Here is a 22,915-nt window from a genome sequence, read left to right on the forward strand (position 1 = left end):
GATCACAATCTGGTGTTGCAACTGTGAAAATGATCTGGATGATCAGGACCACCAAGGCCACGGAATTGGCCTGCCGCCTGGAATGGCGGCGCTAACAATAAACGGGGAGATCAAAATGATCCTGAGAAACTTGATGTTGGCTGCCAGCGCCACCGCGCTGATGGCCACAGGTGCTTCGGCTGAAACCCTGCGCTGGGCGCGCGCTGGTGACGCGCTGACGCTGGACCCGCATTCGCAAAACGAAGGTCCGTCGCACACCATTCGGCACCAAATGTATGAGCCGCTGATCATTCGCGACGTAACCGGCGCGTTTGAGCCCGCGCTGGCGACCGAGTGGGGGCCCAAGGCCGATGATCCGAACGTCTGGGTTTTCAAGCTGCGGGAAGGTGTAAAGTTCCACGACGGTGCTGATTTCAACGCCGAAGACGTGGTGTTCAGCTTTGAGCGCGCCAAGCAGCCGAACTCGGACATGAAAGAGCTGATTGGCTCGATCACCGAAGTGCGCGCGGTTGACGACTACACCGTCGAGATCGTCACCGATGGTCCGAACCCGATCCTGCCGTCGAACCTGACCAACCTGTTCATTCTGGACAAAGGCTGGGCCGAGGCCAATGACACCGTCAATGTGCAGGATTTTGAGGGTGGCGAGATCACCTATGCCACCACCAACGCCAACGGCACGGGGCCGTATAAACTGCAAAGCCGCGAGCCTGACGTGAAAACCGTGATGGTGCGCAACGACGACTATTGGGGCATCGACCAGTTCCCGATGGAAGTGACCGAGATCATCTATACTCCGATCCAGAACGCTGCGACGCGTGTGGCAGCGATGCTGTCGGGCGAGGTGAACTTCCTTCAGGATATGCCCGTGCAGGATATCGAGCGCGTCAACGGTGCGGATGGCCTGATGGTCAAGCAAGCGCCGCAGAACCGTGTGATCTTCTTTGGTATGAACCAGGGCTCGGATGACATCGAAGCGGACAACGTGGACGGCAAGAACCCTCTGGCCGATGTTCGTGTGCGTCAGGCCATGTCGATGGCGATCAACCGTGATGCGATCAAACAGGTCGTGATGCGCGGCCAGTCGCAGCCTGCGGGCATGATCGCACCGCCCTTCGTGAACGGTTGGACCGCTGATATGGACGGCGAATCCTCGACCGATCTGGAAAAGGCCAAGGCCCTGATGGCCGAGGCAGGCTATGGCGACGGATTCTCGCTGCGGCTGGACTGCCCGAACGACCGCTACATCAATGATGAGGCGATCTGTCAGGCGGCCGTCGGTATGCTGGGTCAGATCGGCGTGACTGTGAATCTGGACGCTAAGCCCAAGGCGCAGCATTTCCCGCTGATCACCGACAGCAAGACCGACTTCTACATGCTGGGTTGGGGTGTGCCGACATATGACTCGGAATACATTTTCAACTTCCTGGTCCATGGTCGCGAAGACGATATCGGCACGTGGAACGGCACCGGCTATCAGGACGATGCGCTGGATGCGAAGATCAAGTCGCTGGCCTCGAACACCGATCTGGACGCGCGGAACGCCGACATCGCCGACATCTGGCGCGTGGTGCAGGACGAAGCGCTGTACATCCCGATCCACCACCAGGTTCTGAACTGGGGTATGGCTGATGGCGTGGGCATTGAAGTGGATGCGGAAGACCAGCCGAAGGTCAAATACTTCACCATGAACTAAATCGGTTCGATTGCGAACAATGCAGGGCGCGGTTTTCGCGCCCTGTTTTTTGTTTCGACCTGAGATTTCCTTGCGCAGGCGAAAAAAACCAAGAAAACTTGAACGCAGAGAACACGGAGAGACAAAAATGATCCTTAGAAACAGTGCCATTGGCCTGGCCCTGCTGGTTGCGACCAGCGTTCAGGCGGCCGAGTTCAAATGGGCCTCGACCACCGATCCGCAGACTATGGACCCACACGCCGTCAACTCGGCCCCGGTTCTGGGTTTTCTCAACAATGTCTACGAAGGGCTGGTGCGCCGCGGCAAGGACATGACAGTCGAACCCGCGCTGGCCGTAAGTTGGGAGCCGATCGGAGAGGGTGAAGGCTGGCGATTCAAGCTGCGTGAGGGCGTGACCTTTCACGACGGCAGCACGTTCGATGCGCAAGACGTGCTGTTCAGCTATCAGCGGGCCTCGGATGAGTCGGCGGATACGCGCAGCTGGTTTGCGCCGGTTAGTGAGGTGATCGTGGTCGATGACTACACGGTCGATATCATGACTTCGGCGCCGAACCCGCTGTTCCCGTCCTCGATCGCCAACTGGATGATCATCGATCAAGGCTGGGCCGAGGCGAATGACGCCGTGGTGCCCGATAAGGAAACCGGCAACTACGCCACGATCAATGCCAACGGCACCGGCGCGTTCAAGGTGACAGCCCGCGAACCGGGGCTTAAGACCGTGTTAGAGCCGCATGGCGACTGGTGGGGCGAGGTCGAACACAACATTACTCGCGCCGAGTTCAACCCAATCCAGAACCCAGCGACTGCCGTTGCGGCGCTGCTGTCGGGTGATGTGGACATGATCAATCCTGTGCCCATTCAGGACGTTGCACGCCTCAAGGAAAACGCCGATGTGGACGTCATTCAGGGGATCGAGGCGCGCGTGATCATGCTGGGTTTCGATCATGAAGCCGAAACGCTGAAATACACCGATGACGCGGGCAAACCGAACCCGTTCCGTGATGCGCGGGTCCGTCAGGCGGTGGCGCAGGCGATCAATGTGGATGCAATTCTGGCCACGATCATGCGCGGCAATGCCGAAGCCGCCTCGCAACTGGTAAGCCCGGCTATGAGCGGCTATTCCGCCGCCAATGCAGATCGCCCCGCCTTTGATGTCGAAGGTGCCAAGGCCCTTCTGGCCGAGGCGGGCTATGGCGATGGGTTCTCGTTCGGGCTGAAGTGCCCCAATGACCGCTATCTGAATGACGAACCGGTCTGTCAGGCCGTCGTCACCATGCTGGCGCAGATTGGGATCACGGCGGAACTGGATGCCATGCCCGTCCGCAACTACTGGCCAGAGCTGCGCGAGGATAACTACGACATGTATATGCTGGGCTGGAGCCCCGGCACATTCGACGCCGAACATCCCGTTCGCTTTCTGGTAGCCACGCCCAACGAGGAAAAGAAGCTGGGCAGCTGGAATTTCGGCGGATACTCGAACGAACGGGTGGATGAACTTTTGCCGATGATCCAATCCGAGCTGGACGCGACGAAGCGTCAGGCCATGCTGGATGAGGTGACGGCCATCTATCAGGACGATCATGTCTATGTGCCGATGTATGTTCAGCCTCTGGTTTGGGGGACCGGTAGCAATATCGACCTGACACAACGCCCGGATAACTTCTTCATCCTGCGCTGGGTTACGGTGAACTGACCGCATGGGCGTTATGATTGCCGGGGTCTACCACGTGGACGACCCCGCCCCCGACACATCGCTTGACGGCGCATACCGTCGTCAAGCGTCGACCATCCGCAACGCTCTGCCAAACGGCCCTTATGAGCCGGGGCGGTTCCACCTGTATGCCGCGTGGAATTGCCCTTGGGCGCATCGGGTCCTGCTGACGCGCGCCGTTAAGGGATTGGAAGATGTGATCACGGTCGCCTATGCTCGCCCGCGTCGCACGCCGGACGGTTGGGTGTACGACATCGAAGGGGAATATGCCGACCCTGTATTCGGTGTCACCGCGTTGCATCAAGCCTATGCAAAGGTTGATCCTGCTTATACCGGGCGCATCACCGTGCCTTTGTTGTGGGATCGCGCCGAAAACCTCGCGGTGTCGAATGAATCCGCCGATCTCGTGCGTATGCTGGGCAAGTTAGAAGGCTATGGCCCCAATCTGGCCCCGCCAGACAAGTTGTATCAGATCGATGCCTGGAACGACAAAATCTATCCGCGCCTGAACAATGGCGTCTATCGCGCCGGGTTTGCCCGCACGCAAGAGGCGTACGAGGCCGGGTTTCACGACGTCTTCGCCATGCTGGACGAGATCGAGGCGCATCTGGCCACTAATCGATACCTGTGCGGCGACGATCTGACCGAGGCCGACCTGCGCCTGTTCCCGACCCTGGCGCGGTTCGATGTAGCCTATCACTATGCATTCCGCTGCAATTTGCGGCGTCTGGTGGACTATCCGCATCTGTGGGGTTATGCGCGGGATCTGTATGCCCGACCTGAAATAGCCCGAACAGTGAAACCCGAGATCTATAAGGCCGGATATTTCTCACCCTCCGAGTTGCGAAACCCGCTGGGGATCGTGCCATTGGGGCCACAGATAAACTGGGCTGAGCCACAGGATCGGGTCAGCTTGTCCTCTGCGACATCTTGACCATTTGGACAGGGCGTGCGTAGAGAGGCAGATCAACGGGGAAACTAAATGTTCGCATATATCGTTCGAAGGATGTTCCAATCCGTGATCGTGCTCTTGGTCGTGGGTCTGGTCGCTTTTTCCATGTTCCGATTTGTCGGCGATCCGATCGACAACATGCTGGGGCAAGAGCGCACCCAGGCCGATATCGACCGGCTTAGGGGCGAGCTTGGGTTGGATAAGCCCTTCCCGGTCCAGTATTTCAAGTTCCTGCAAGGGGCCGTTCAGGGCAATTTTGGCGTCTCTTACCGCCAGGGTCGTCCGGTTTCGACCATCATCGCAGAACGTGCACCCGCGACGCTGGAACTGGCTTTTGTGTCAGGTTTCCTGGCCATTACGATGGGCATTGCTCTGGGCGTGTTCACAGCGATCCGACGACAAGGGATCGCGGCGAATGTGATTATGACCGTCAGTTTGATCGGGGTTTCGTTGCCGACCTTCCTGATCGGGATTTTGCTGATCTATATCTTCTCGGTCGAACTTGACCTTCTTCCCAGCTTCGGGAGGGGCGAAACCGTTATGATTGGGAACTGGTCTACGGGCTTTTTGACGTCGTCGGGCCTTAAGGCGTTGATCCTGCCTGCGATCACGCTGGGCCTGTATCAGATGACGCTGATCATGCGGCTTGTGCGGTCCGAGATGCTGGAAGTGTTGCGCGCCGACTACGTTCGTTTTGCCCGTGCCCGCGGATTGTCGGACCGGGTGATCAACTTCCGCCACGCGCTGAAGAACACACTGGTGCCGGTGATCACCATTACCGGTTTGCAACTAGGCTCGATCATTGCGTTCGCCATCATCACCGAGACGGTGTTCCAATGGCCGGGCGTCGGTCTGCTGTTCATCAACGCGATCCAGTTCGTCGATATCCCCGTCATGGCCGCCTATCTGATGCTGATTTCGGTCATGTTCGTGACGATCAACCTGATTGTCGATCTTCTTTACTATGCTATTGACCCGCGCCTGCGTGTCGACGCGAGGGCCACATGACCGATATTCTCGATACCCCCAAAGCGCCGGAAAAGTCGCGGTTCGCCAAGTTCTGGGACGGCGACTTCGCATGGTCCTTTCGGCATTCACCTGTGGCTATTGTCGCGACTCTGGTTGTCGCCATACTTGTGCTTTCGGCGATCTTTGCGCCGCTGATCGCGCCCTACAATCCGTTCGACCCGTCCTCACTGAACCTGATGAACGGGTTTACGCCGCCCGGAACACCCAACGCCTTTACGCAGGAAACCTTTCTGCTGGGCACCGACGATCAGGGGCGCGACGTATTCTCGACCATCCTGTACGGGATGCGCGTTTCCCTGTTCGTGGGCGCATCTGCCGTGCTGTTGGCCTTGATCATCGGCATCGTTCTTGGGCTGGTCGCGGCTTATTTCGGCGGCTGGATTGAAACGCTGATCATGCGGGTCGCCGATGTGCAGCTGACTTTCCCGGCCATTCTGGTCGCCATGTTGATCTTTGGTATCGCCAAAGGCGTCACCCCGCCGGAATACCGCGATGAGATGGCGATCTACGTCCTGATCGTCGCCATTGCGCTGTCTGACTGGGTCCAGTTCGCCCGTGTTGTGCGTGGTGCGGCGTTGGTCGAGAAAAACAAGGAATACGTCCAAGCCGCCCGTCTGATCGGGCGCGGATCTTTCCCGATCATGTTCCGCCATATCCTGCCCAATGTCCTCAGCCCGGTTCTGGTGATTGCCACGATCTCGCTGGCGCTGGCGATCATTGCCGAGGCGACGCTCAGCTTTCTGGGTGTGGGCGCGCCTCCGACCCAGCCGTCTTTGGGCACACTGATCCGCATCGGGCAGGGTTTCCTGTTCTCGGGTGAGTGGTGGATTCTGTTCTTCCCGGCCTGCACTCTTCTGGCGTTGGCCTTGTCTGTGAACCTGCTGGGCGACTGGCTGCGCGATGCGCTGAACCCCAAGCTGCGGTGATTTTATGAGCCTTCTGACGATCAATGACCTTACGGTCGAATTCCCGACACGCCGCAAACTGTTCACTGCCGTGGACCATGTGGACCTGTCGGTGGAACCGGGCGAAATCCACGGTCTTGTGGGCGAATCCGGGGCCGGTAAATCCACCATTGGCGCCGCCATCATGGGCCTGCTGGATCGCCCCGGCCGTATTGCCAGCGGCACCATCCGGCTGAGCGGTGATCAGATCAGCGGTCTGGACGCCGACGCGATGCGTGGGCTGCGCGGCAAAAAGATCTCGATGATCTTTCAGGATCCGCTGACCTCGCTGAACCCGCTGTTCACCGTGCGAGAGCAATTGGTCGAGACCATTCAGGCGCATCTGGGTGGCTCGGACGCCGAGGCCAATAAACGCGCCCGCGATCTGATCGACCGCGTGGGTATTCCCGACCCTGACACGCGGCTGGATCAATATCCGCACCAGTTCTCGGGCGGGATGCGGCAGCGTGTGGTGATCGCTCTGGCCCTGTGCACCGAGCCCGACGTGATCATCGCGGATGAACCGACGACCGCGTTGGATGTATCCGTTCAGGCGCAGATTCTGGACCTGATCAAGGAACTGGCGACCGAGCGGCAGGTAGGGGTCATCCTGATCACCCACGACATGGGCGTGATTGCCGACACCACCGACAAGGTGACGGTGATGTATGCGGGTAAAGTGGTCGAAAGCGGCCCTACGTCTCAGGTCATGGGCCAGCCGACCCACGAATACACCAAGTCCCTGATCGCCGCCGTACCGCGCCCAACACTCAAACTGCACCGGTTTCCGCAGATTAGCTATGGCGGGCGCGAGACCCGCTTTGCGATCGAAGACATGGCCCGCCACTGGCCCAAGGTGGACAATGACACCAGCAAGCCGGTGTTTGAAATCCGTAACCTGACCAAGAAGTTCCTGCAAAAGCGCGGACTTCTGCCGTGGGACCGCACCTATTTCACCGCTGTGGACGATGTCAGCTTTGATATCCGCGCAGGCGAGGTGTTTGGCGTTGTGGGTGAATCCGGCTCGGGCAAGTCCACCGTCGCGCGCATGATTGCGGGGCTTTACCCTGTTGATGGCGGCACGATCACCTTCGAAGGGCAGACGGTCAGCGATCTGACCAACAAGGCCGCGCTGGATGCCTATCGCAAGAACATCCAGATGATCTTTCAGGACCCGTATTCCTCACTCAACCCCCGGATGCGGGTGGATGAGATTGTGGCAGAGCCGATCCGTCATCACAAACTGATGGACGGTGCTGACATCAAGCGCCGAGTGGATGAATTGCTGGATCAGGTTGGGCTGGGTCATGAGGCTGGGCTGAAGTATCCGCATGAATTCTCGGGCGGTCAGCGTCAGCGGATTTCCATTGCACGCGCGCTTGCCACGCAGCCGCGCTTCCTGATCTGTGACGAACCAACCAGCGCGCTGGACGTGTCTATTCAGGCCCAAATCCTGAACATTCTGAAGGATTTGCAGGAGCATCTGGGTCTGACCCTGCTGTTCATCAGTCATGACCTGCCGGTCGTGCGCCAGATGTGCGACCGAGTTGCCGTGATGAAACAGGGCAAGGTGGTAGAACTGCAAGAGACCAACGATCTGTTTGCCAATCCGCAGACTGAATATGCAAGCGAACTGCTGCGGCTGATGCCCAAACTGGACGATCTGTCCACCGAAGGGCTGAGCCCCGAGGCATGAACACCACAATCCGACCCGCCCGGTACATCAGACCCTGAAGGGTTTGTCGTGCCGCGGGGAGGTGCCGTTACGATAAATCACATGTCAGATTTCTGACAGCGGGCATGTCATACAAAAAAGCTATGATGCATATCCTAAAGAAGTAAATCTCAATACAGTGACCGGGCCAAACCGCTTTTCAAAAAGGCCGTGCCCGATGACTTCTTTGCCCCGCCCGCAACTTGGTGAGCCTTACTTGCTGACACCGGGTCCTCTGACGACGTCATATACCGTGAAACAAGCGATGCTGCGCGACTGGGGTAGCTGGGATAGCGACTTCCGCGCCATGACAGCCGAACTGCGCGCGCGGCTGCTGAGCCTGCTGGGCGACGGGCACGAGGCATATAATTGCGTTCCGATGCAGGGCTCGGGCAGTTTCGCGGTCGAGGCGATGCTGACCTCTTTCATCCCGCAAGATGGCAAGGCGCTAGTGCTGGCCAACGGGGCTTATGGCAAACGGGCGGCGCAGACGCTGGACTATGCCGGGCGGGCCTGTGTTGTGTTGGACAAGGGCGACTATCTGCCGCCGCGTGGGGTCGAAGTGGCACAATTTCTGGCTGATGATCCGGCGATCACCCATGTGGTTGCAATCCATTGCGAGACCAGCTCAGGCATCCTGAACCCTCTGCACGAGCTTTCACAGGCCACCGAAGCGGCGGGCCGCAAGCTGTTGATCGACAGTATGTCGGCTTTTGGTGCGATCCCGCTGTCCCCCAGCGAATATACGTTCGAGGCGATGGTTTCCTCGGCCAATAAATGTATCGAAGGCGTACCGGGTTTTGGTTTTGTGTTGGCCCGCAAAACGGCGCTGACCTCGGCCAAGGGGAATTGCCCCTCGCTCAGTCTGGACCTGTACGCGCAATGGGACGCGATGGAGAAAACCGGCCAGTGGCGCTTTACCCCACCGACTCATGTGGTTGCCGCCTTTCTGCAAGCATTGAACGAACACGCGGCCGAGGGTGGCGTGGCCGGGCGCGGCGCGCGTTATGCGGAGAACCGCGATGTGATGGTCGCGGGGATGCGCGCGCTGGGGTTTGAAACCCTGCTGCCGGATGCGTGGTTGTCGCCCATCATCGTGACATTCTTTTGCCCTGCCGATCCGCGTTTCGAATTTACGCGGTTCTATGATCTGATGAAGGAACAAGGCTTTATCATCTATCCCGGCAAACTGACCGAGGTGGACAGTTTCCGCATCGGCTGCATTGGCCGCATGGATGCCGAGGTCATGCGCGCTGTTGTGGCGGCAGCGGATCATGCGCTGAAACAAATGGGGGTGCGTAGCGCCGCACCGCCTGCAGCGGCAATCGCATCACGGATGGCGCAAGTCGGATAAATGACGGAAAAACCGTCGAAATGACGGAATAATCGATAACTTCGTCAAGATTGCCCCTGCGGACCGAACAGCCGTGCCTTCATACTTTCCCAAAACGAAAGAGGAGGCGCGTTTTGAGCTGGAATATTTGTGTCATCGGAGCAGGCAAGATCGGTCAGATGATCGCTGCCCTGCTGAAATCATCATCCAACTACTCGGTCACAGTGGCCGACCGCGATCTGGCCGCGTTGTCGGGATTGAACCGGCAAGGTATTTCCACACGGCAGATTGACGTCACCGATGCGGTGCAACTGACCAAGGGGTTGGATGGGTTCGACGCGGTGATCTCGGCCGCGCCTTTCTTTCTGACGCCGCAGATCGCCAAGGCGGCCAAAGATGCCGGTGCGCATTACTTTGACCTGACCGAGGATGTCGCCGCCACCGATGCCGTGCGTGATCTGGCCGAAGGCAGCGAAACCGCCTTCATGCCGCAATGTGGTCTGGCGCCGGGTTTTGTCGGCATCGCTGGGGCGGCGCTGGCGGCCGAGTTCGATACACTGGACAGCCTGCATATGCGGGTAGGGGCGTTGCCTCTGTTCCCGACCAACGCGCTGAAATACAACCTGACATGGTCCACCGACGGGCTGATTAACGAATACTGCAACCCTTGCGACGCGATCGTGAACGGCGCACGGGTCAAGACCGCCCCGCTGGAGGATTACGAGCGGATCGGCCATGACGGGGTGGAGTATGAGTGTTTCAACACCTCGGGTGGTTTAGGTACGCTGCCCGAAACGCTGGACGGCAAGGCGCGGGCCGTGTCCTATCGCTCGATCCGGTATCCGGGACATTGCGATATCCTGAAACTGTTGCTGAATGATCTGGGGCTGGAACGTCGGCGCGATCTGCTCAAGGATATTTTCGAGACCGCCCTTCCGCGTACGGATCAGGATGTGGTGCTGGTTTATTGCACTGCCAAAGGCCAGATCGACGGGGTACTGCGCGAGAAATCCCTTATCAATAAAAGCTATGCCCGCACCATCAACGGCCAGACTTGGAGTGCCATTCAAGTCACCACCGCCGCCGGTGTTCTGGGTGTGGTCGATCTGATGCGCACCGGTGCGCTGCCTTCCAAGGGCTTTGTCCGGCAGGAACAAGTGGTCCTGTCCGATTTCCTAAACACCGAATTTGGCCAGCTGTACCGCGCTGGCGATGCAACCCAACAAAACAAGGCGGCCTGAGATATGAAAGACATCGTGATGACTGCGCAAACAACCCTAGCCAATCTGGACCTGACAGTCGCAGAACTAACCGGCGGCTCGCTGGCCGTGCATTCGCCCATCGACGGCAGCCTGTTGGCCGAGGTGCATGAAACCCCGGCGGGCGACATGGAGACGGTGTTTGCCAATGCCAAAACTGCATTCAAAGCCTGGCGCACCGTGCCCGCCCCGCGCCGGGGAGAACTGATCCGCCTGCTGGGCGAGGAACTGCGCGCCGCCAAGGACGACCTGGGCGCGCTGGTCAGTTGGGAGGCGGGCAAGATCACCTCCGAAGGTTTGGGCGAAGTGCAGGAGATGATCGACATCTGCGACTTTGCCGTGGGTCTGTCGCGGCAGCTTTATGGTCTGACGATTGCGTCCGAGCGCCCTGGCCACCGGATGATGGAGACGTGGCACCCGGCGGGGCCAGTCGGCGTGATTTCGGCCTTCAACTTCCCGGTTGCGGTGTGGTCGTGGAACGCGGCGATTGCGCTGGTCTGCGGCGATACGGTGATCTGGAAACCGTCCGAAAAAACACCACTGACCGCGATGGCCTGCCAGAAGATCTTTGAACGCGCGCTAGCCCGTTTCGGCGATGCGCCCGACCATCTGCTGCAAACGCTGATCGGCGGTGCCGCGCTGGGCGAGGCGCTGGTGGCCAGCGAGGATGTGCCGGTGATCTCGGCTACCGGCTCCACCCGCATGGGCCGCGCGGTGGCACCCGTGGTGGCACAGCGGTTCGGTAAATGCATTCTGGAGCTGGGAGGCAACAATGCGATGATCGTTGGCCCCTCGGCCGATTTGGAAATGGCGGTGCGGGCGATTGTGTTCTCGGCGGTGGGCACAGCCGGCCAACGCTGCACCACGTTGCGCCGCCTGATCGTACATAACTCAATCCGCGAGGAACTAGTGGGCCGCCTGAAGAAAGCCTATGCCGGTCTGCCCATCGGCAACCCGCTGACCGAGGGCACGCTGATTGGCCCGCTGGTCGATGAGGCCTCGGGCGCGGCCATGACGGCCGCGCTGAAGGCCGCCGAGGCCGAAGGTGGCGCAGTGTTCGGCGGCCAGCGCGTCACCGAGGGCGTGCCGGATGGCGTCTATATGCAGCCCGCTATTGTCGAGATGCCGGGCCAGACGGCCACCGTAAAGACCGAGACCTTTGCGCCGATCCTCTATGTGATGGGCTATGATGATTTCGATAACGCCATCGAGATTCAGAACGACGTGCCACAAGGTCTGTCGTCCTGCGTATTCACCCTGAACATGCGCGAAGCGGAACAGTTCCTGACCGCAGCCGGATCGGATTGCGGTATCGCCAACGTCAATATCGGTCCGTCTGGGGCCGAGATCGGCGGAGCCTTTGGCGGCGAGAAAGAAACCGGCGGCGGGCGCGAAAGCGGATCGGACGCGTGGAAGGCCTATATGCGGCGCCAGACCAATACGGTGAATTACTCGGCCGAACTGCCGCTGGCGCAGGGCGTGAAGTTCGACATCTGAACAAGCAGCCCGGCGGCGCAAAACAGCGCCGCCGGATCAATCCGCGAAAAGGTAATCCAGCTGCATGATCGCTTGCGCCTTTTCTTTCGATACACGCAGAAACCGGGCAACCGCAGCCTCGTTCTCGGCCCGCGAATTTGTCTCGCGCAAGCGTGTGTATTCATCAAGTGCGGCGCTTCTGATCAATTCAGATTCATAGGCCAAGGCATTGCGCAGCGTTGGCACCAATGGCGCAACAGTGTCCGCAGGACTATCCACTCCGGCCAATCCGACACGTCGGGCATGACCGATCAGGTAGTCGTCAGAATACTGACATTCTATCTCTAACACATGAGTTTTGGCTTGATCGGCGCAGAAATCCTCGATGATGTCCAGGTTGGCCGGATCGACGCACAAGACCAGAGCATCACTTTCAAAGCTTTCAAACAGCATCCGCACGACGGCACGCCGGTGGCGCGACCGTTTCAATAATGTTGTTTCTATACCGCCCAAGTCGGGTAATTGGGTATCATCTTCGTTGAACAGGTATTCGACGCAAGGAACATCCGTTTCCGTGGCGATTTGGTCGACAAGGCGCTTGGCGACATGCCACTTTTTGCACACGACCACGAACAGCTCGCGCTCGGACCCCAGAGTATTGCTGGCTTCCCAGAAGCGTTGCCCATGTCGGCGCCCAACACGGCCACGTCCTGTCAGAAAGCTATAGAGGTTGCGCCCTTCGTTCGAGATCGGGAAATCAACGCCCTTGGTTGCATAAAGTCGGCCCAAACGTTCTTTCAACTCGTGAGCCTCTGGGCTGATTTTGCGGGCGAACAGGTAATCCTGACCCAACAACATGTCATAGTGATCGTTGTAAAACGTCACGGGCATCCCGTAGTCCGAGAACATCAGGAAAGTTGGGGTGCGGTTGTCGATCTCTTCTTTTGGCACAAGATGGCGAACAAGCGTTTGAAAAAACGTCTCGTCCGGAATCCAGGTGGTTGAGAAAAACCGTTTCACGTCCGGCCTCTGGCGCAGGAAATCCAGGATCATCTCGATCGTGCGGCGGCGCAGGCACCACCATTGGCTGCCGATCATCACCTGAATATCCGCCGGAACCTCGCGGGTCAGGCCAAAGCGTTTCTGCAATTCGTATGAGGTATAGAAGGGCCAGCTTTGCGTGCGTTCGTTGAAGAAATGGCGATAGATCAGCCGGTCTTCCTTCATCCCGGTTTTGATCCAATTGCTTTCGAAGAAATCGTGGCATTCCACGATATCCATGTCCTGCTCGGCCAGAAAACGATGCGTGTATTCCGCAGTCTTGATGGCCATGCAATCGCCGGACAGCATGTAGAAATGCGTGGCCCGAGGAAACGCATGCACCGCAGCCTGCAAAGCGTACAGTGTCGCTTGAACTAGGGACCACTCCCCCCAACCGCACTTGATCCGCTTGCCGGCAAAGGTCACATTCGGATTGTCTTTCAGCGCATCCTGTATGCGTTGAAACGCCACCGCATCGGCGCGGGCATCAAAGTGTATAGACATACAGTCACCGGCCGCAGTCAGCTGTTCGGCCTGCGCTATGATTGCGTCCGGATCTTTATGACACAGAAGGATATAGGCAATGCGCGCCATGTTGGTTCATTGTTTCCCATTTTCGCCCGGTGCCACCCGTGATACTGAGGATGAACGATTGAATAAACAGAATATTTTTGGTTTTTTGCAATGAAATGCGAGTGCGGCAAACCGCATAGGAGGCTTGCAGATGGGTTTTCCCGGAACATGGATGACCGAGAGTGAAAGCATGGTGTACCGTGTGGTACCGAAATGCGCCTGCTCGACCATCGGGCAGATCATGTACTATTCGGATCACGGTCAGTTTTTTGAAGGTGACATCCATGACGCCAAGGATGGGATGCACAAATGGGCTTTTGATGGCAGTCAGGGGCCGATCTCGGACAATGTCAGGTCTCACGCGTCTTACGCGTTCACATGCGTTCGCAATCCTTACACGCGGATTCTCAGTTCGTTTTTTGACAAGATCTGCGGGATTCAGCGCAACGGCAAGCGCTATCGCGGCAATCTGGTGCCGACGCTGATCTATAATTATGGGATTGAGGTTGGCGGCGATGACGGCAAAGGTGAGTTCGACCAGATCGCCAGTTTCCGCCGGTTCTTGCTGTTCGCGCGGGACACGATCCGCTGGCGCAGACCGATGGACCCGGATATTCACTGGTCGGCCATGTCAGGTCATGTCTCGACCTTTATCGTCAACGGTGGGCGGTATGACCGGATTTTCTGGACCGAAGCGTTCAATGACGGGATGCAGGATGTCCTGGACCATCTGGACACGCCGCACGCTGTGGACCTGTCCCAGATCCCGCGCTTCAACGAATCCGAAGGCCACGGCCCAAAGCGGGCGCACCCGGTCGAGGACTACTTCGACGATCTGTCGATGCATCTGGTCTATGAAATCTACAAACAGGATTTCGAGCTGTTCAAATATGATTTCGAGAACCCTGCGAACAAAATGCCAATCGGCGAGATTGATCTGGACGAGGTTCACGCCAAACTGGGCGATTGAGGGGCCGCAGGCGCCCCCGGGCAGAGATGCATTTGTCTAGGGCATGATTTGCACATTAGCGTCTGCTTTGAGTCCACTTTGATCTACGCTGTGCATTGCACAAGCGGAGTCAATGCGCAGAAAGCGGACTTCTCGCAGTTAGGCGAATACCCCCGTGCGGATAGTCATTCGGGCATTGGTAAAGGTCTGAAAAGCAACCACAGCAGGCCAAACAGATTGCGCTTAAACTTATGGAAATCTGCTAACTGGTATCGCTAATTGCGACTTGTTGACCGCAAGGAGGAGAGTACACCTGCTTCTAGTCGCGTCTAGGCTGCTATGCGTGAGGTTTCGTTTGTTGGACTCAAGTTTGACAGGCGCTTTCGCAGCGGCAACATTCTCAGGAGACGCTGGTGAAAACCGGCCACTAGCACAGGAAATCCATCTTTTTCTCGGAGCAGCAAAAAGACAGAGAATCCAGTAAGCCTCGTTCTCGGATAAACTGACGTTTCGTGCAATTAGCGACGCGTCTTCAATAACGCCATAGCAAGCTCACTTCGGTGTTTCGCCAAAGAAACCTCCAAAATATGCGCTCATTGCCAACAACACACCAACCAGTATCACGATCACAAGCAGTGCCCCGCTACCTTTGGCAAAATATCCCAATGAAACTAAGCCAACCACGAAGATGCCGACTAGAAAGTAGAGTACCGTATTGTCCATCTTTACCCCCGAATGAGTTGTCTAAACTCAACAACTACATGCTCCACAAAAAACGATCCAAAGACCGCTAAAAAAGGTGACGTCAAACCGCTTTCGGTGACTGTCGAATGCCGCTCAGCGTGGCGAACAAGACCGGGACCAGAATCATTGTGAGCATCGTACCCACCGTCAAACCGCCCATGATCGTGACAGCAAGACCGACCCAAAACACGTCTGGGAGTAGCGGTATCACACCCAAAACGGTAGTGGCGGCGGCCAGTACGACGGGGCGAAGTCTTGAGGCCCCGGCATTCAAAACGGCGTCATAGCCCGGCTGACCTTCGGCCAAGTTATCGTTGATCTGATCGATCAGAACGATTGCGTTTTTGATCATCATGCCCGCCAGGCTCATGCCCCCGAGCAATGCAACGAACCCAAACGGTGTATTTGTCAGAAGTAGGCTCGGAACAATACCTATCAGCACAAAAGGTACTGTCAGGAAAATGACCAACGGTCTGCGGTATGAGTTAAATAGCCCAACGACAATCAGTGCCATGATCGAAAACGCGGGGATCATACCCGGAATCAAAGACGCTTGCGCAGACACTGTGTCCTCGTACTCTCCACCCCATTCCATGCTGTAGCCCGGTGGCAAGTCAGCCTCCAAAGCTTCAAAATCGGCAAGAACTGCGGCGCGATAACTTGGCAGAGTTACGCTATCGATTGGATTGGCTTGCACAGTCAGAACACGGCGCCGGTCGCGACGATTGATCGTTGGATCTTCGGGCTGAATATTCACGCCGCGTACAACCTGTGCCAATGGGACAGGCTCAACAGAAAACGGTGACTGAAGTTGCAACAGTTCAAAGTTGTCGACGGCTGCCACATCTTCTGTGCCAGGCCGAACGATGATTGGCAGCAACTCGTCACCTTCGCGGTAGAGGCCGACCGAACGCCCGTCAAATGCACGTTTTGTTGTGTTTCCGAGATCTTCATAGGTGATACCGGTCCACCGTGCTCGGTCCTGGTCATAGTCTGGGACAGTTTTCAGGACACGGTTGCGCCAATCGGTGCGCGCCACTTTCGTCCATTGATGCTGATCCAGTATCGCAACTGCTCTGTCACCAATTTCGCGCAGAGTCTCAGGATCAGCATCCGATGGGCCGATGATGCGGTTCTCGAATGCCCAGGTGTTGCTGGGGCCCACACCGAATTGACGTGTGAAAGAGGTCGCCTCAGGCATGTTGGCTGATATCCAAAGCGATATCTCTTTGGTCATCTCGGGAATGTCGCGGTAATCCTCTACATTCACAATGACTTGCGCGTAGGACGGGTTGGTTCCCTCGGGGTCGACCGGCAGGTAGAAACGCGGCGGGCCAGCTCCGATAAAGCTGGCGATGCCGGTCACACGATCGTCCATTTCAACCTTTTCTTCGATCCGTGAGATCGCTTCTGACACGGCTTCAATCCGAGTTCCCTCGGGTGCGTAATAGTCGATCATGTATTTGGTCATCGACGAGGTCGGGAAGAACAGCTGTGTGACAGAGCCAAAGCCAACCCCGGCAATGACCAAAGCACCCAAAGCCACCCCGATCGTCAGATAACGCACGCGGATCGCCGCAGCCAGAAAGCGGCGGTAAATCGCATAGAAACCGGTGTCAAAGGTCTCGCTTGCTCCACCTTTTGGCTCCGGTAGCATGGCAACGCATTGCAGTGGCGTAACCGTCATCGACAGCAACCAACTGACCAGCAGCGCGATCCCGACAACTGAGAAGAGTGTTCGGCAGTACTCCCCTGCGCTCTCGACAGATGCAAAGATCGGGTAGAAAGCCATGACCGCGACAAACGTGGCCCCAAGCAACGACATGGCAGGACGCGTTGCGGCTTCAATCGCAGCCTTTGCTCGGTCCATTCCTTGCGACATCCGTACCATCGCGCCGTCCGCTACGACGATCGAGTTGTCTACCATCATGCCGAGCGCAATGATCAATGCACCCAAGGACATGCGCTGAAGATCTATGCCAAGTGCTGCCAAGGGTATGAAGGTGGCAAGGATTGTTAGAATCAGCCCGCTGCCGATGATGATCCCCATCCGAACACCCATCGCCAAAGTTAAAACGACCAGGACGATTGCGACGGCTTGGGCAAGGCTCACAAGAAAACTGCTGACCGCAAGGTTTACGTCATCGGATTGCCAATGAACCCGTTCAACCTCGATGCCCATCGGCAGGCTTGCGATCAGTTCTGATACTCTCGCATCTACCGCCTCACCAACACTGACAACGTTGACCCCAGACTGGAAGGATATGGCCAACCCAATAGATGGAAGGCCATTATAGCGCATCATAGTTATCGGTGGGTCAATGTAGCCTTCTTTAACCTCAACTATGTCGCCCAGCCTTAGCAACTCTGGCCCACGACGTTGACCGCTTTGAGCCTGATCCAGACCACTCGGTCGGACGACTAGATCTGCGATGTCAGTTGGGCTTGTGAAGGTTCCGCTGGGCGCTATGCGCATGCGGTAGTCACCGACGTTTACCCGCCCTGCATCCACGATCGCATTCTGGGTCTGTAAGGTGTTGAGAATTGTCTGAGCCGAGACTCCCAATGCGGCCAAGGCTTCTTCCCGTGTTTCCAGATAAATCACCCTGTCGCGTTCGCCCCAAAGATCGACGCGGCCGACACCGTCGATTAACGAGAGCTCTCGCTTGAAATCTTCGGCATACCCATCAAGCTCCTGAGCGGAGAACCCATCGGACGTCATCGCCAGCAGTAGACCGAAGACATCACCGAAATCATCGTTGATGGCAGGACGACCCGCGCCAGGGGGCAGGTCTGTTTCCACGTCTCTGACTTTCCGACGTAGTGTGTCCCAGATTTGCGGTAGCTGGTCCGACCAATAGTTCGGGCGAATTTCGACTTTAATCGTCGACACACCCGCCCTGCTTTCGCTCGAGATGTAATCAATCTCCTTAATTTCCTGGAGTTTCAGCTCGATCCGTTCTGTGATCTCTTGCTCAACTTCTTTAGGGCTGGCGCCGGGATAGAGGGTGGTCACAACCGCAGTTTTGATAGTGAACTCGGGGTCTTCTAGCTGCCCCAGACTAAAGAAAGCCGAAATGCCGCCCAACGTAAGCATGACTACCGTGAACCAAACGAATTTGGCGTTGCGGATGGAGAACGCCGCGAGACCCATTACTCTGTATCCTCGGAAAGTCGAGAAACTTTTTGGCCTTCTCGCAAAGAGTTCGCTCCGGCAGTGACGACCACATCACCAAATTCCAGACCTTCACTAACGGCCACCCCTTGCGACCGGGGCGTGCCAAGCGAAACCTTCCTTGCCGTTACGGTTTCTGAGCTGGCATCGAATACCCAGACATGCGGATCTGTTTCCCCTTCAGGCACGAAAACCGCGCTGGCAGGAACCATGATCGCATCGAATGGTTCGTGCCCTTCCTTTGGCTGGCCACGGACGCGCCCTGCCATACCCGGAAGAACAATTGCGTCTTCCGGTTGCTCCATAATCAACGTGACAGGGAAGGTTCGGGTCGTCGCCGAAGCCTCTGATCCAATCTCGCTGATTTCCGCCGGTAGAACCACATCCCCCAGAGCATCAAAAGTAACGGTGATGTCTTCAATGTGGGGGATCAGGGCGATGTATCGTTCGGGGATATCGATCACCACTTCGATGCGTTCGGCATCCAGAATGCGCAGCACCGGAGTCTGAGCGGCGACTTCTTCGAAATCTTCAATGTATTTGCCGACAACACGGCCATCGAACGGTGCCGCCAAACTCGTATAGGTTAAATCCAGAGTGGCTCTGTCCAGAGCGCCTTGAACAGAATTGATGGCCGCCTGAGCGGATGTCTCGCCAGCGATAAATCGGTCGAGTGTAGCCTGAGCAGCAACGTCCTTTTCGACCAGCGATCGTTGCCGATCTGTTTGCAACTTGGCGTTCTAAAACGTTGCTTGTGCGCTTGCTAGTTCGGCGGTAAGCCGGTCTACTTCAGCCTGGTATGGAGCTGGATCCAAGGCTGCCATAATGGCACCCTTCGTTACAAGGTCGCCAACCTGAACATCGACGCCAACAACATTGCCCGGTACGCGAAAGGCCAAAGAGACTTCGCGCGCGGCCCTGGCTGTTCCGACAAAATATCGGTCATGCAAACTGGAGAGGTCGGAAATCTCGATGGCTCTGACAGGTCGAATAAGTGTTTGGGTCGCATCTTCTTCCTTCTCCCAGCAGCCGGTAAGCAACACGAAGGCAAATAGCCAACCAAAAATTCTCTTCATATCCCTCTCCCGTGCCTTCCGCGTTCCTTACTTCGTCGCTGTGAAGGTGGCCTAACTTGCGGATTTTGCGCCTAAAGCTGTTACAATTGTACGCGCTTACCAAACAAAGTCAAAAATACGAATTAGTTAAAGTGAGGCGGAGAGAGACCCGAGCACTTCTTGTCAAACTGAATAGACAACTTCGCAATACGTCGTCGTCTCGGTGCTGCTGTTTGTCTTATCGGCAGCTCATAAGGCCGCATTTCGAGTTAGTGTAGCTGCGTTAAAAGGTAAACGCGCGGAGGTTACACTGCGACTCAGCAAAGCCAAGGCGGTCGTCCGGACCAACGTGTGGAGCGGAAATGTCCGCTTTCTCGCGAACCGCTGCCAACGCTTACTTATTAGCTAATTGCAGCTTTGTCTGCAGAACCGTCATTCAGCCCAGGTGCGGCAAATGTCTGCTCCGAGCCTAAACCAAACGATGCTACACTCTGACCAAACGGTTGCTCTGTGCGCATCTATGCCAGATCAGGCATCCCGCACTTCGGAAATCGATGTTTCGCTAAGCTTCTGGATAAGGCTCTGTTCGATTTCCTCAAGGACACCGGATACGCGTTTTTGCAACGCGTGCTCGACGGAACATGCAGGGGCTTCGCTGATCTCGTCAGAAGCGACCAAACGCTCATCAAGGGCAAGGTAGACATCGGCCAGGGAAATTTCTTGCGGTTTGCGGGCGAGGCGCCAACCGCCTGCGTGACCCTTCTCCGAGGTCAGCAGACCCGCCTCTCGCAGCCTTCCTAGCACACGGCGGACCACAACAGGATTGGTGCCCGCGTGATCTGCGATGTCGGACGACGTCCGCACGCGGTCCGGCTCTCCGGCCATATGGCTGAGTGTATGCAGAGCAAGCGACAGGCGAGAGTTTCGTTTCATGTGCGGTTTTTCTCCAAACGGATCATACACGTAACTTTTGCAGTTGCATTGGTCTAGTAACTGCGTAAGTTGCGAGAAATATCACATCAGCTTTGGAGCGGTTTATGTCAGATGAACGTCTTCCGGTCACGGTGCTTTCCGGCTTTCTGGGTGCGGGAAAAACAACTCTTCTCAACCGGGTTCTCAATAATCGGGACGGAAGAAAAGTCGCGGTTATCGTCAACGATATGTCGGAAGTGAACATTGATGCGGACCTGGTCCGGGCCGATACCGAGCTTAGTCGAACGGACGAGACGCTGGTGGAGATGTCAAACGGTTGCATTTGCTGCACCCTGCGTGATGACCTGCTTGACGAAGTGCGCCGCTTGGCCACAGAGGGGCGCTTTGACTATCTTCTGATCGAATCCACAGGGATATCCGAACCACTGCCCGTCGCCGCCACTTTCGATTTCAGAGATGAATTCGGGGAAAGCCTGTCAGATGTGGCTCGGCTCGATACCATGGTCACGGTGGTTGATGCCGTGAACCTTCTGAACGACTACGGCAGCCACGATTTCCTGAGCGATCGCGGCGAAACCATGGGCGAAGAGGACGAACGCACCCTCGTGCATCTGCTGACAGATCAGATTGAGTTTGCCGATGTTGTCATCTTGAACAAGGTCAATGATGCAGGCCCCGAAAAGGTCGACGCGGCGCGCAAGATAATCCGAAGCCTCAATGCCGATGCGGAAATCATCGAAACCAACCAATCGCAGGTTGCAGCTGAAAAGATCCTCGATACAGGTCTTTTCGATTTCGAGCAGGCACATGAACATCCGATGTGGGCAAATGAGCTGTATGGTTTTGCTGACCATGTGCCTGAGACAGAGGAATATGGTGTGGCCTCCTACGTTTACCGTGCAAAGGCTCCGTTTATCCCTGAAAAAATTCTTGCAGCCTTGAACGATGACATGCCGGGCGTCATCCGGGCTAAAGGTCATTTCTGGATCGCAACCCGACCAGAATGGGTGGCGGAATTTTCGCTGGCTGGATCGTTGTCGAGCATCAAGCCCATTGGAACCTGGTGGGCGAGCGTGCCCAAAGATCGCTGGCCCGAACATGTCGCGGCATCTGGCTACATGAAACAACATTGGGCAGAGCCTTGGGGAGACCGGCGGCAGGAACTGGTTTTCATCGGTGCGGGCATTAACTGGACCGCTCTGAAGGTAAAACTGGATGCCTGCCTTGTTCCGACTGTCGTGGCAAGCGGACCAGACGCCTTGCCGCTTGACCTGCCCGATCCGTTTCCGGGGTGGCGTCGCGTTGAGGATGCAGCATGAATTTTGCCCGGAAGAAGATCAAGGATGCCGCCATTGGTGTCGGTATCGCAGATGATCCAACGGCCTTGAGCACGTTCCTGAAGCCCGGCTGTGCAGCTGCGATCTGGCGTCGGCAAACGCCGCCAGAGGTGCAATCCTGGTTGGATGGCGTTGACGTCGAAACTCTGCCTCGCGCTCGGGTTATCCTTCCGGCGCATGCAGTTGGTGAAACGGTCCAGCGCCTCTTTGACATGGCCAATTTGCCCGCCGGGGCGGAACGCGACTGGCTTCAGGCGGATATCGCTGGGCTGGCCGACATGTTCTCAGACTTGATGACCGCCAGTTTCCTGCGACTGCGGTTGGACGTCGTAACAACCAACGCCTGTCGCAGGTTTCACATCGACGCCATCACTGCACGGCTTGTGTGCACCTATCGAGGCACCGGAACGCAATACGGAATATCGACCGACGGTACCGAACCGAAACGTGTGTTCACGGTTCAAACCGGCTCACCCATCCTCTTGCGTGGAACGCTTTGGCCTGCCGAGACACCTTCGGGTTTGCTACATCGATCGCCGCCCATTGAGGGAACAGGCGAAACCCGGCTCGTCCTCGTTCTCGACCCCGTGACCGATCAGGAAGATGAAATATGAGCGGCAATCTTGAACAAAGTAGCCTCCGCCGCAAACGTCGGACTCGTGATCCCATGTCAGCCTTTGATGGCCTGCCAGCGCCTCTGAGACTGTGGTTGTCAGAGGCTGCCTTACCCTGGTCTCCCGTATCTGCACGCCGTTTGTGGTCGAAATCGTGCGCCAAGGGCCTGACAGAAGAAGAAACGCAGGCGTCGCTGAACGTGGCCGAGGCTAAAACGCTTGCCCGAGATCGGCATTCGACACTCTTTGATTTCAACACGCAGAACTGAAAAGTTTTACGAAGAATTGCCATTGGTGAAGCCGCAGCGAAAGCGCGGTTTTGTCCGCATGAAATAACAAAAACGGCCCACCCTAAAGGTGGGCCGCTTTTTTCTTGAGCG

19 protein-coding genes are annotated in these 22,915 nt (G+C 56.9%); 13 read left to right on the forward strand and 6 right to left on the reverse strand.

Translation table 11 applies throughout. The annotated features are described in order from the left end of the window. Window positions 1–115 precede the first annotated feature (115 nt). The 9 genes from ABWV79_RS05405 (at window position 116) to amaB (ending at window position 12,135) form a co-directional block, all read left to right on the forward strand. On the forward strand, window positions 116–1,696 hold the full coding sequence (locus tag ABWV79_RS05405; RefSeq protein WP_170353871.1) for an ABC transporter substrate-binding protein: 1,581 nt from the start codon (window positions 116–118) through the stop codon (window positions 1,694–1,696). A 127-nt stretch (window positions 1,697–1,823) separates the two neighbouring features. Then, window positions 1,824–3,389, forward strand: coding sequence for an ABC transporter substrate-binding protein (locus ABWV79_RS05410; RefSeq protein WP_353390820.1), 1,566 nt, complete (start codon window positions 1,824–1,826; stop codon window positions 3,387–3,389). A gap of 4 nt (window positions 3,390–3,393) precedes the next feature. After that, window positions 3,394–4,341, forward strand: a complete 948-nt coding sequence (locus ABWV79_RS05415) for a glutathione S-transferase family protein (RefSeq protein ID WP_353390821.1) — start codon at window positions 3,394–3,396, stop codon at window positions 4,339–4,341. A 48-nt stretch (window positions 4,342–4,389) separates the two neighbouring features. After that, window positions 4,390–5,367: an ABC transporter permease gene (locus tag ABWV79_RS05420; RefSeq protein ID WP_170353866.1), complete on the forward strand. Its 978-nt coding sequence runs from the start codon at window positions 4,390–4,392 to the stop codon at window positions 5,365–5,367. Beyond that, window positions 5,364–6,314, forward strand: a complete 951-nt coding sequence (locus ABWV79_RS05425; RefSeq protein ID WP_170353864.1) for an ABC transporter permease — start codon at window positions 5,364–5,366, stop codon at window positions 6,312–6,314. Before ABWV79_RS05420 ends, ABWV79_RS05425 begins: the two co-directional genes overlap by 4 nt. A gap of 4 nt (window positions 6,315–6,318) precedes the next feature. After that, window positions 6,319–8,028, forward strand: a complete 1,710-nt coding sequence (locus tag ABWV79_RS05430) for an ABC transporter ATP-binding protein (protein WP_353390822.1) — start codon at window positions 6,319–6,321, stop codon at window positions 8,026–8,028. A 196-nt stretch (window positions 8,029–8,224) separates the two neighbouring features. Further along, window positions 8,225–9,400, forward strand: coding sequence for a 2-aminoethylphosphonate--pyruvate transaminase (locus ABWV79_RS05435; protein ID WP_353390824.1), 1,176 nt, complete (start codon window positions 8,225–8,227; stop codon window positions 9,398–9,400). A 113-nt stretch (window positions 9,401–9,513) separates the two neighbouring features. Then, window positions 9,514–10,620: a saccharopine dehydrogenase family protein gene (locus tag ABWV79_RS05440; RefSeq protein WP_170353859.1), complete on the forward strand. Its 1,107-nt coding sequence runs from the start codon at window positions 9,514–9,516 to the stop codon at window positions 10,618–10,620. Between the two features lie 18 nt (window positions 10,621–10,638). Then, on the forward strand, window positions 10,639–12,135 hold the full coding sequence (amaB, locus tag ABWV79_RS05445; protein ID WP_480846880.1) for an L-piperidine-6-carboxylate dehydrogenase: 1,497 nt from the start codon (window positions 10,639–10,641) through the stop codon (window positions 12,133–12,135). A 36-nt stretch (window positions 12,136–12,171) separates the two neighbouring features. On the opposite strand, the gene ABWV79_RS05450 is transcribed toward amaB, so the two are convergent. Further along, window positions 12,172–13,749, reverse strand: coding sequence for a DUF5928 domain-containing protein (locus ABWV79_RS05450; RefSeq protein WP_353390826.1), 1,578 nt, complete (start codon window positions 13,747–13,749; stop codon window positions 12,172–12,174). A 130-nt stretch (window positions 13,750–13,879) separates the two neighbouring features. Here ABWV79_RS05450 and ABWV79_RS05455 point away from each other — a divergent pair, with 130 nt between their 5' ends. Beyond that, window positions 13,880–14,698 carry a sulfotransferase family protein gene (locus tag ABWV79_RS05455; protein WP_353390827.1) on the forward strand — a complete coding sequence of 273 codons (819 nt, stop codon included), beginning with the start codon at window positions 13,880–13,882 and terminating at the stop codon, window positions 14,696–14,698. Between the two features lie 531 nt (window positions 14,699–15,229). On the opposite strand, the gene ABWV79_RS05460 is transcribed toward ABWV79_RS05455, so the two are convergent. The 5 genes from ABWV79_RS05460 to ABWV79_RS05480 form a co-directional block, all read right to left on the reverse strand. After that, window positions 15,230–15,400 (reverse strand): hypothetical protein, encoded by a 171-nt coding sequence (locus ABWV79_RS05460; protein ID WP_170353852.1) that lies wholly within the window; start codon window positions 15,398–15,400, stop codon window positions 15,230–15,232. A gap of 82 nt (window positions 15,401–15,482) precedes the next feature. Beyond that, the gene (locus tag ABWV79_RS05465) at window positions 15,483–18,575 is read right to left on the reverse strand and encodes an efflux RND transporter permease subunit (protein WP_353390828.1); all 3,093 of its coding nucleotides are present in this window, start codon (window positions 18,573–18,575) and stop codon (window positions 15,483–15,485) included. Continuing rightward, window positions 18,575–19,327, reverse strand: a complete 753-nt coding sequence (locus ABWV79_RS05470; protein WP_353390829.1) for an efflux RND transporter periplasmic adaptor subunit — start codon at window positions 19,325–19,327, stop codon at window positions 18,575–18,577. Before ABWV79_RS05470 ends, ABWV79_RS05465 begins: the two co-directional genes overlap by 1 nt. Before the next feature lie 9 nt (window positions 19,328–19,336). Beyond that, the gene (locus ABWV79_RS05475) at window positions 19,337–19,672 is read right to left on the reverse strand and encodes a biotin/lipoyl-binding protein (protein WP_353390831.1); all 336 of its coding nucleotides are present in this window, start codon (window positions 19,670–19,672) and stop codon (window positions 19,337–19,339) included. Between the two features lie 507 nt (window positions 19,673–20,179). Beyond that, window positions 20,180–20,584: an RrF2 family transcriptional regulator gene (locus ABWV79_RS05480; protein WP_170353847.1), complete on the reverse strand. Its 405-nt coding sequence runs from the start codon at window positions 20,582–20,584 to the stop codon at window positions 20,180–20,182. A 104-nt stretch (window positions 20,585–20,688) separates the two neighbouring features. Between ABWV79_RS05480 and ABWV79_RS05485 the strand changes: the two genes are divergently transcribed. Genes ABWV79_RS05485 through ABWV79_RS05495 form a run of 3 tightly spaced genes read left to right on the forward strand, consistent with a single transcriptional unit; the run spans window position 20,689 to window position 22,804 of the window. After that, a complete protein-coding gene (locus tag ABWV79_RS05485; protein ID WP_353390833.1) occupies window positions 20,689–21,903 on the forward strand; it encodes a GTP-binding protein in 1,215 nt (404 codons plus the stop codon). Next, window positions 21,900–22,535: a DUF1826 domain-containing protein gene (locus ABWV79_RS05490; protein ID WP_353390835.1), complete on the forward strand. Its 636-nt coding sequence runs from the start codon at window positions 21,900–21,902 to the stop codon at window positions 22,533–22,535. Before ABWV79_RS05485 ends, ABWV79_RS05490 begins: the two co-directional genes overlap by 4 nt. Further along, complete coding sequence (locus tag ABWV79_RS05495) at window positions 22,532–22,804, forward strand: DUF6525 family protein (RefSeq protein WP_353390837.1); 273 nt, start codon at window positions 22,532–22,534, stop codon at window positions 22,802–22,804. The genes ABWV79_RS05490 and ABWV79_RS05495 overlap by 4 nt, the downstream gene beginning before the upstream one ends. The last annotated feature ends 111 nt before the right edge of the window (window positions 22,805–22,915 follow it).

The sequence above is a fragment of the Ruegeria sp. HU-ET01832 genome, assembly GCF_040371315.1.
In the GTDB taxonomy this organism is placed as follows: Bacteria; Pseudomonadota; Alphaproteobacteria; order Rhodobacterales; family Rhodobacteraceae; genus Ruegeria; species Ruegeria lacuscaerulensis_A.

What these genes read in the sequence shown, in the direction of transcription:
- ABWV79_RS05405 (WP_170353871.1), top strand. Translation starts at nt 116, where the DNA reads ATGATCCTGAGAAACTTGATGTTGGCTGCCAGCGCCACCGCGCTGATG.
- ABWV79_RS05410 (WP_353390820.1), top strand. Translation starts at nt 1,824, where the DNA reads ATGATCCTTAGAAACAGTGCCATTGGCCTGGCCCTGCTGGTTGCGACC.
- ABWV79_RS05415 (WP_353390821.1), top strand. Translation starts at nt 3,394, where the DNA reads ATGGGCGTTATGATTGCCGGGGTCTACCACGTGGACGACCCCGCCCCC.
- ABWV79_RS05420 (WP_170353866.1), top strand. Translation starts at nt 4,390, where the DNA reads ATGTTCGCATATATCGTTCGAAGGATGTTCCAATCCGTGATCGTGCTC.
- ABWV79_RS05425 (WP_170353864.1), top strand. Translation starts at nt 5,364, where the DNA reads ATGACCGATATTCTCGATACCCCCAAAGCGCCGGAAAAGTCGCGGTTC.
- ABWV79_RS05430 (WP_353390822.1), top strand. Translation starts at nt 6,319, where the DNA reads ATGAGCCTTCTGACGATCAATGACCTTACGGTCGAATTCCCGACACGC.
- ABWV79_RS05435 (WP_353390824.1), top strand. Translation starts at nt 8,225, where the DNA reads ATGACTTCTTTGCCCCGCCCGCAACTTGGTGAGCCTTACTTGCTGACA.
- amaB (WP_480846880.1), top strand. Translation starts at nt 10,639, where the DNA reads ATGACTGCGCAAACAACCCTAGCCAATCTGGACCTGACAGTCGCAGAA.
- ABWV79_RS05450 (WP_353390826.1), bottom strand. Translation starts at nt 13,749, where the DNA reads ATGGCGCGCATTGCCTATATCCTTCTGTGTCATAAAGATCCGGACGCA.
- ABWV79_RS05455 (WP_353390827.1), top strand. Translation starts at nt 13,880, where the DNA reads ATGGGTTTTCCCGGAACATGGATGACCGAGAGTGAAAGCATGGTGTAC.
- ABWV79_RS05460 (WP_170353852.1), bottom strand. Translation starts at nt 15,400, where the DNA reads ATGGACAATACGGTACTCTACTTTCTAGTCGGCATCTTCGTGGTTGGC.
- ABWV79_RS05465 (WP_353390828.1), bottom strand. Translation starts at nt 18,575, where the DNA reads ATGGGTCTCGCGGCGTTCTCCATCCGCAACGCCAAATTCGTTTGGTTC.
- ABWV79_RS05475 (WP_353390831.1), bottom strand. Translation starts at nt 19,672, where the DNA reads ATGAAGAGAATTTTTGGTTGGCTATTTGCCTTCGTGTTGCTTACCGGC.
- ABWV79_RS05480 (WP_170353847.1), bottom strand. Translation starts at nt 20,584, where the DNA reads ATGAAACGAAACTCTCGCCTGTCGCTTGCTCTGCATACACTCAGCCAT.
- ABWV79_RS05485 (WP_353390833.1), top strand. Translation starts at nt 20,689, where the DNA reads ATGTCAGATGAACGTCTTCCGGTCACGGTGCTTTCCGGCTTTCTGGGT.
- ABWV79_RS05490 (WP_353390835.1), top strand. Translation starts at nt 21,900, where the DNA reads ATGAATTTTGCCCGGAAGAAGATCAAGGATGCCGCCATTGGTGTCGGT.
- ABWV79_RS05495 (WP_353390837.1), top strand. Translation starts at nt 22,532, where the DNA reads ATGAGCGGCAATCTTGAACAAAGTAGCCTCCGCCGCAAACGTCGGACT.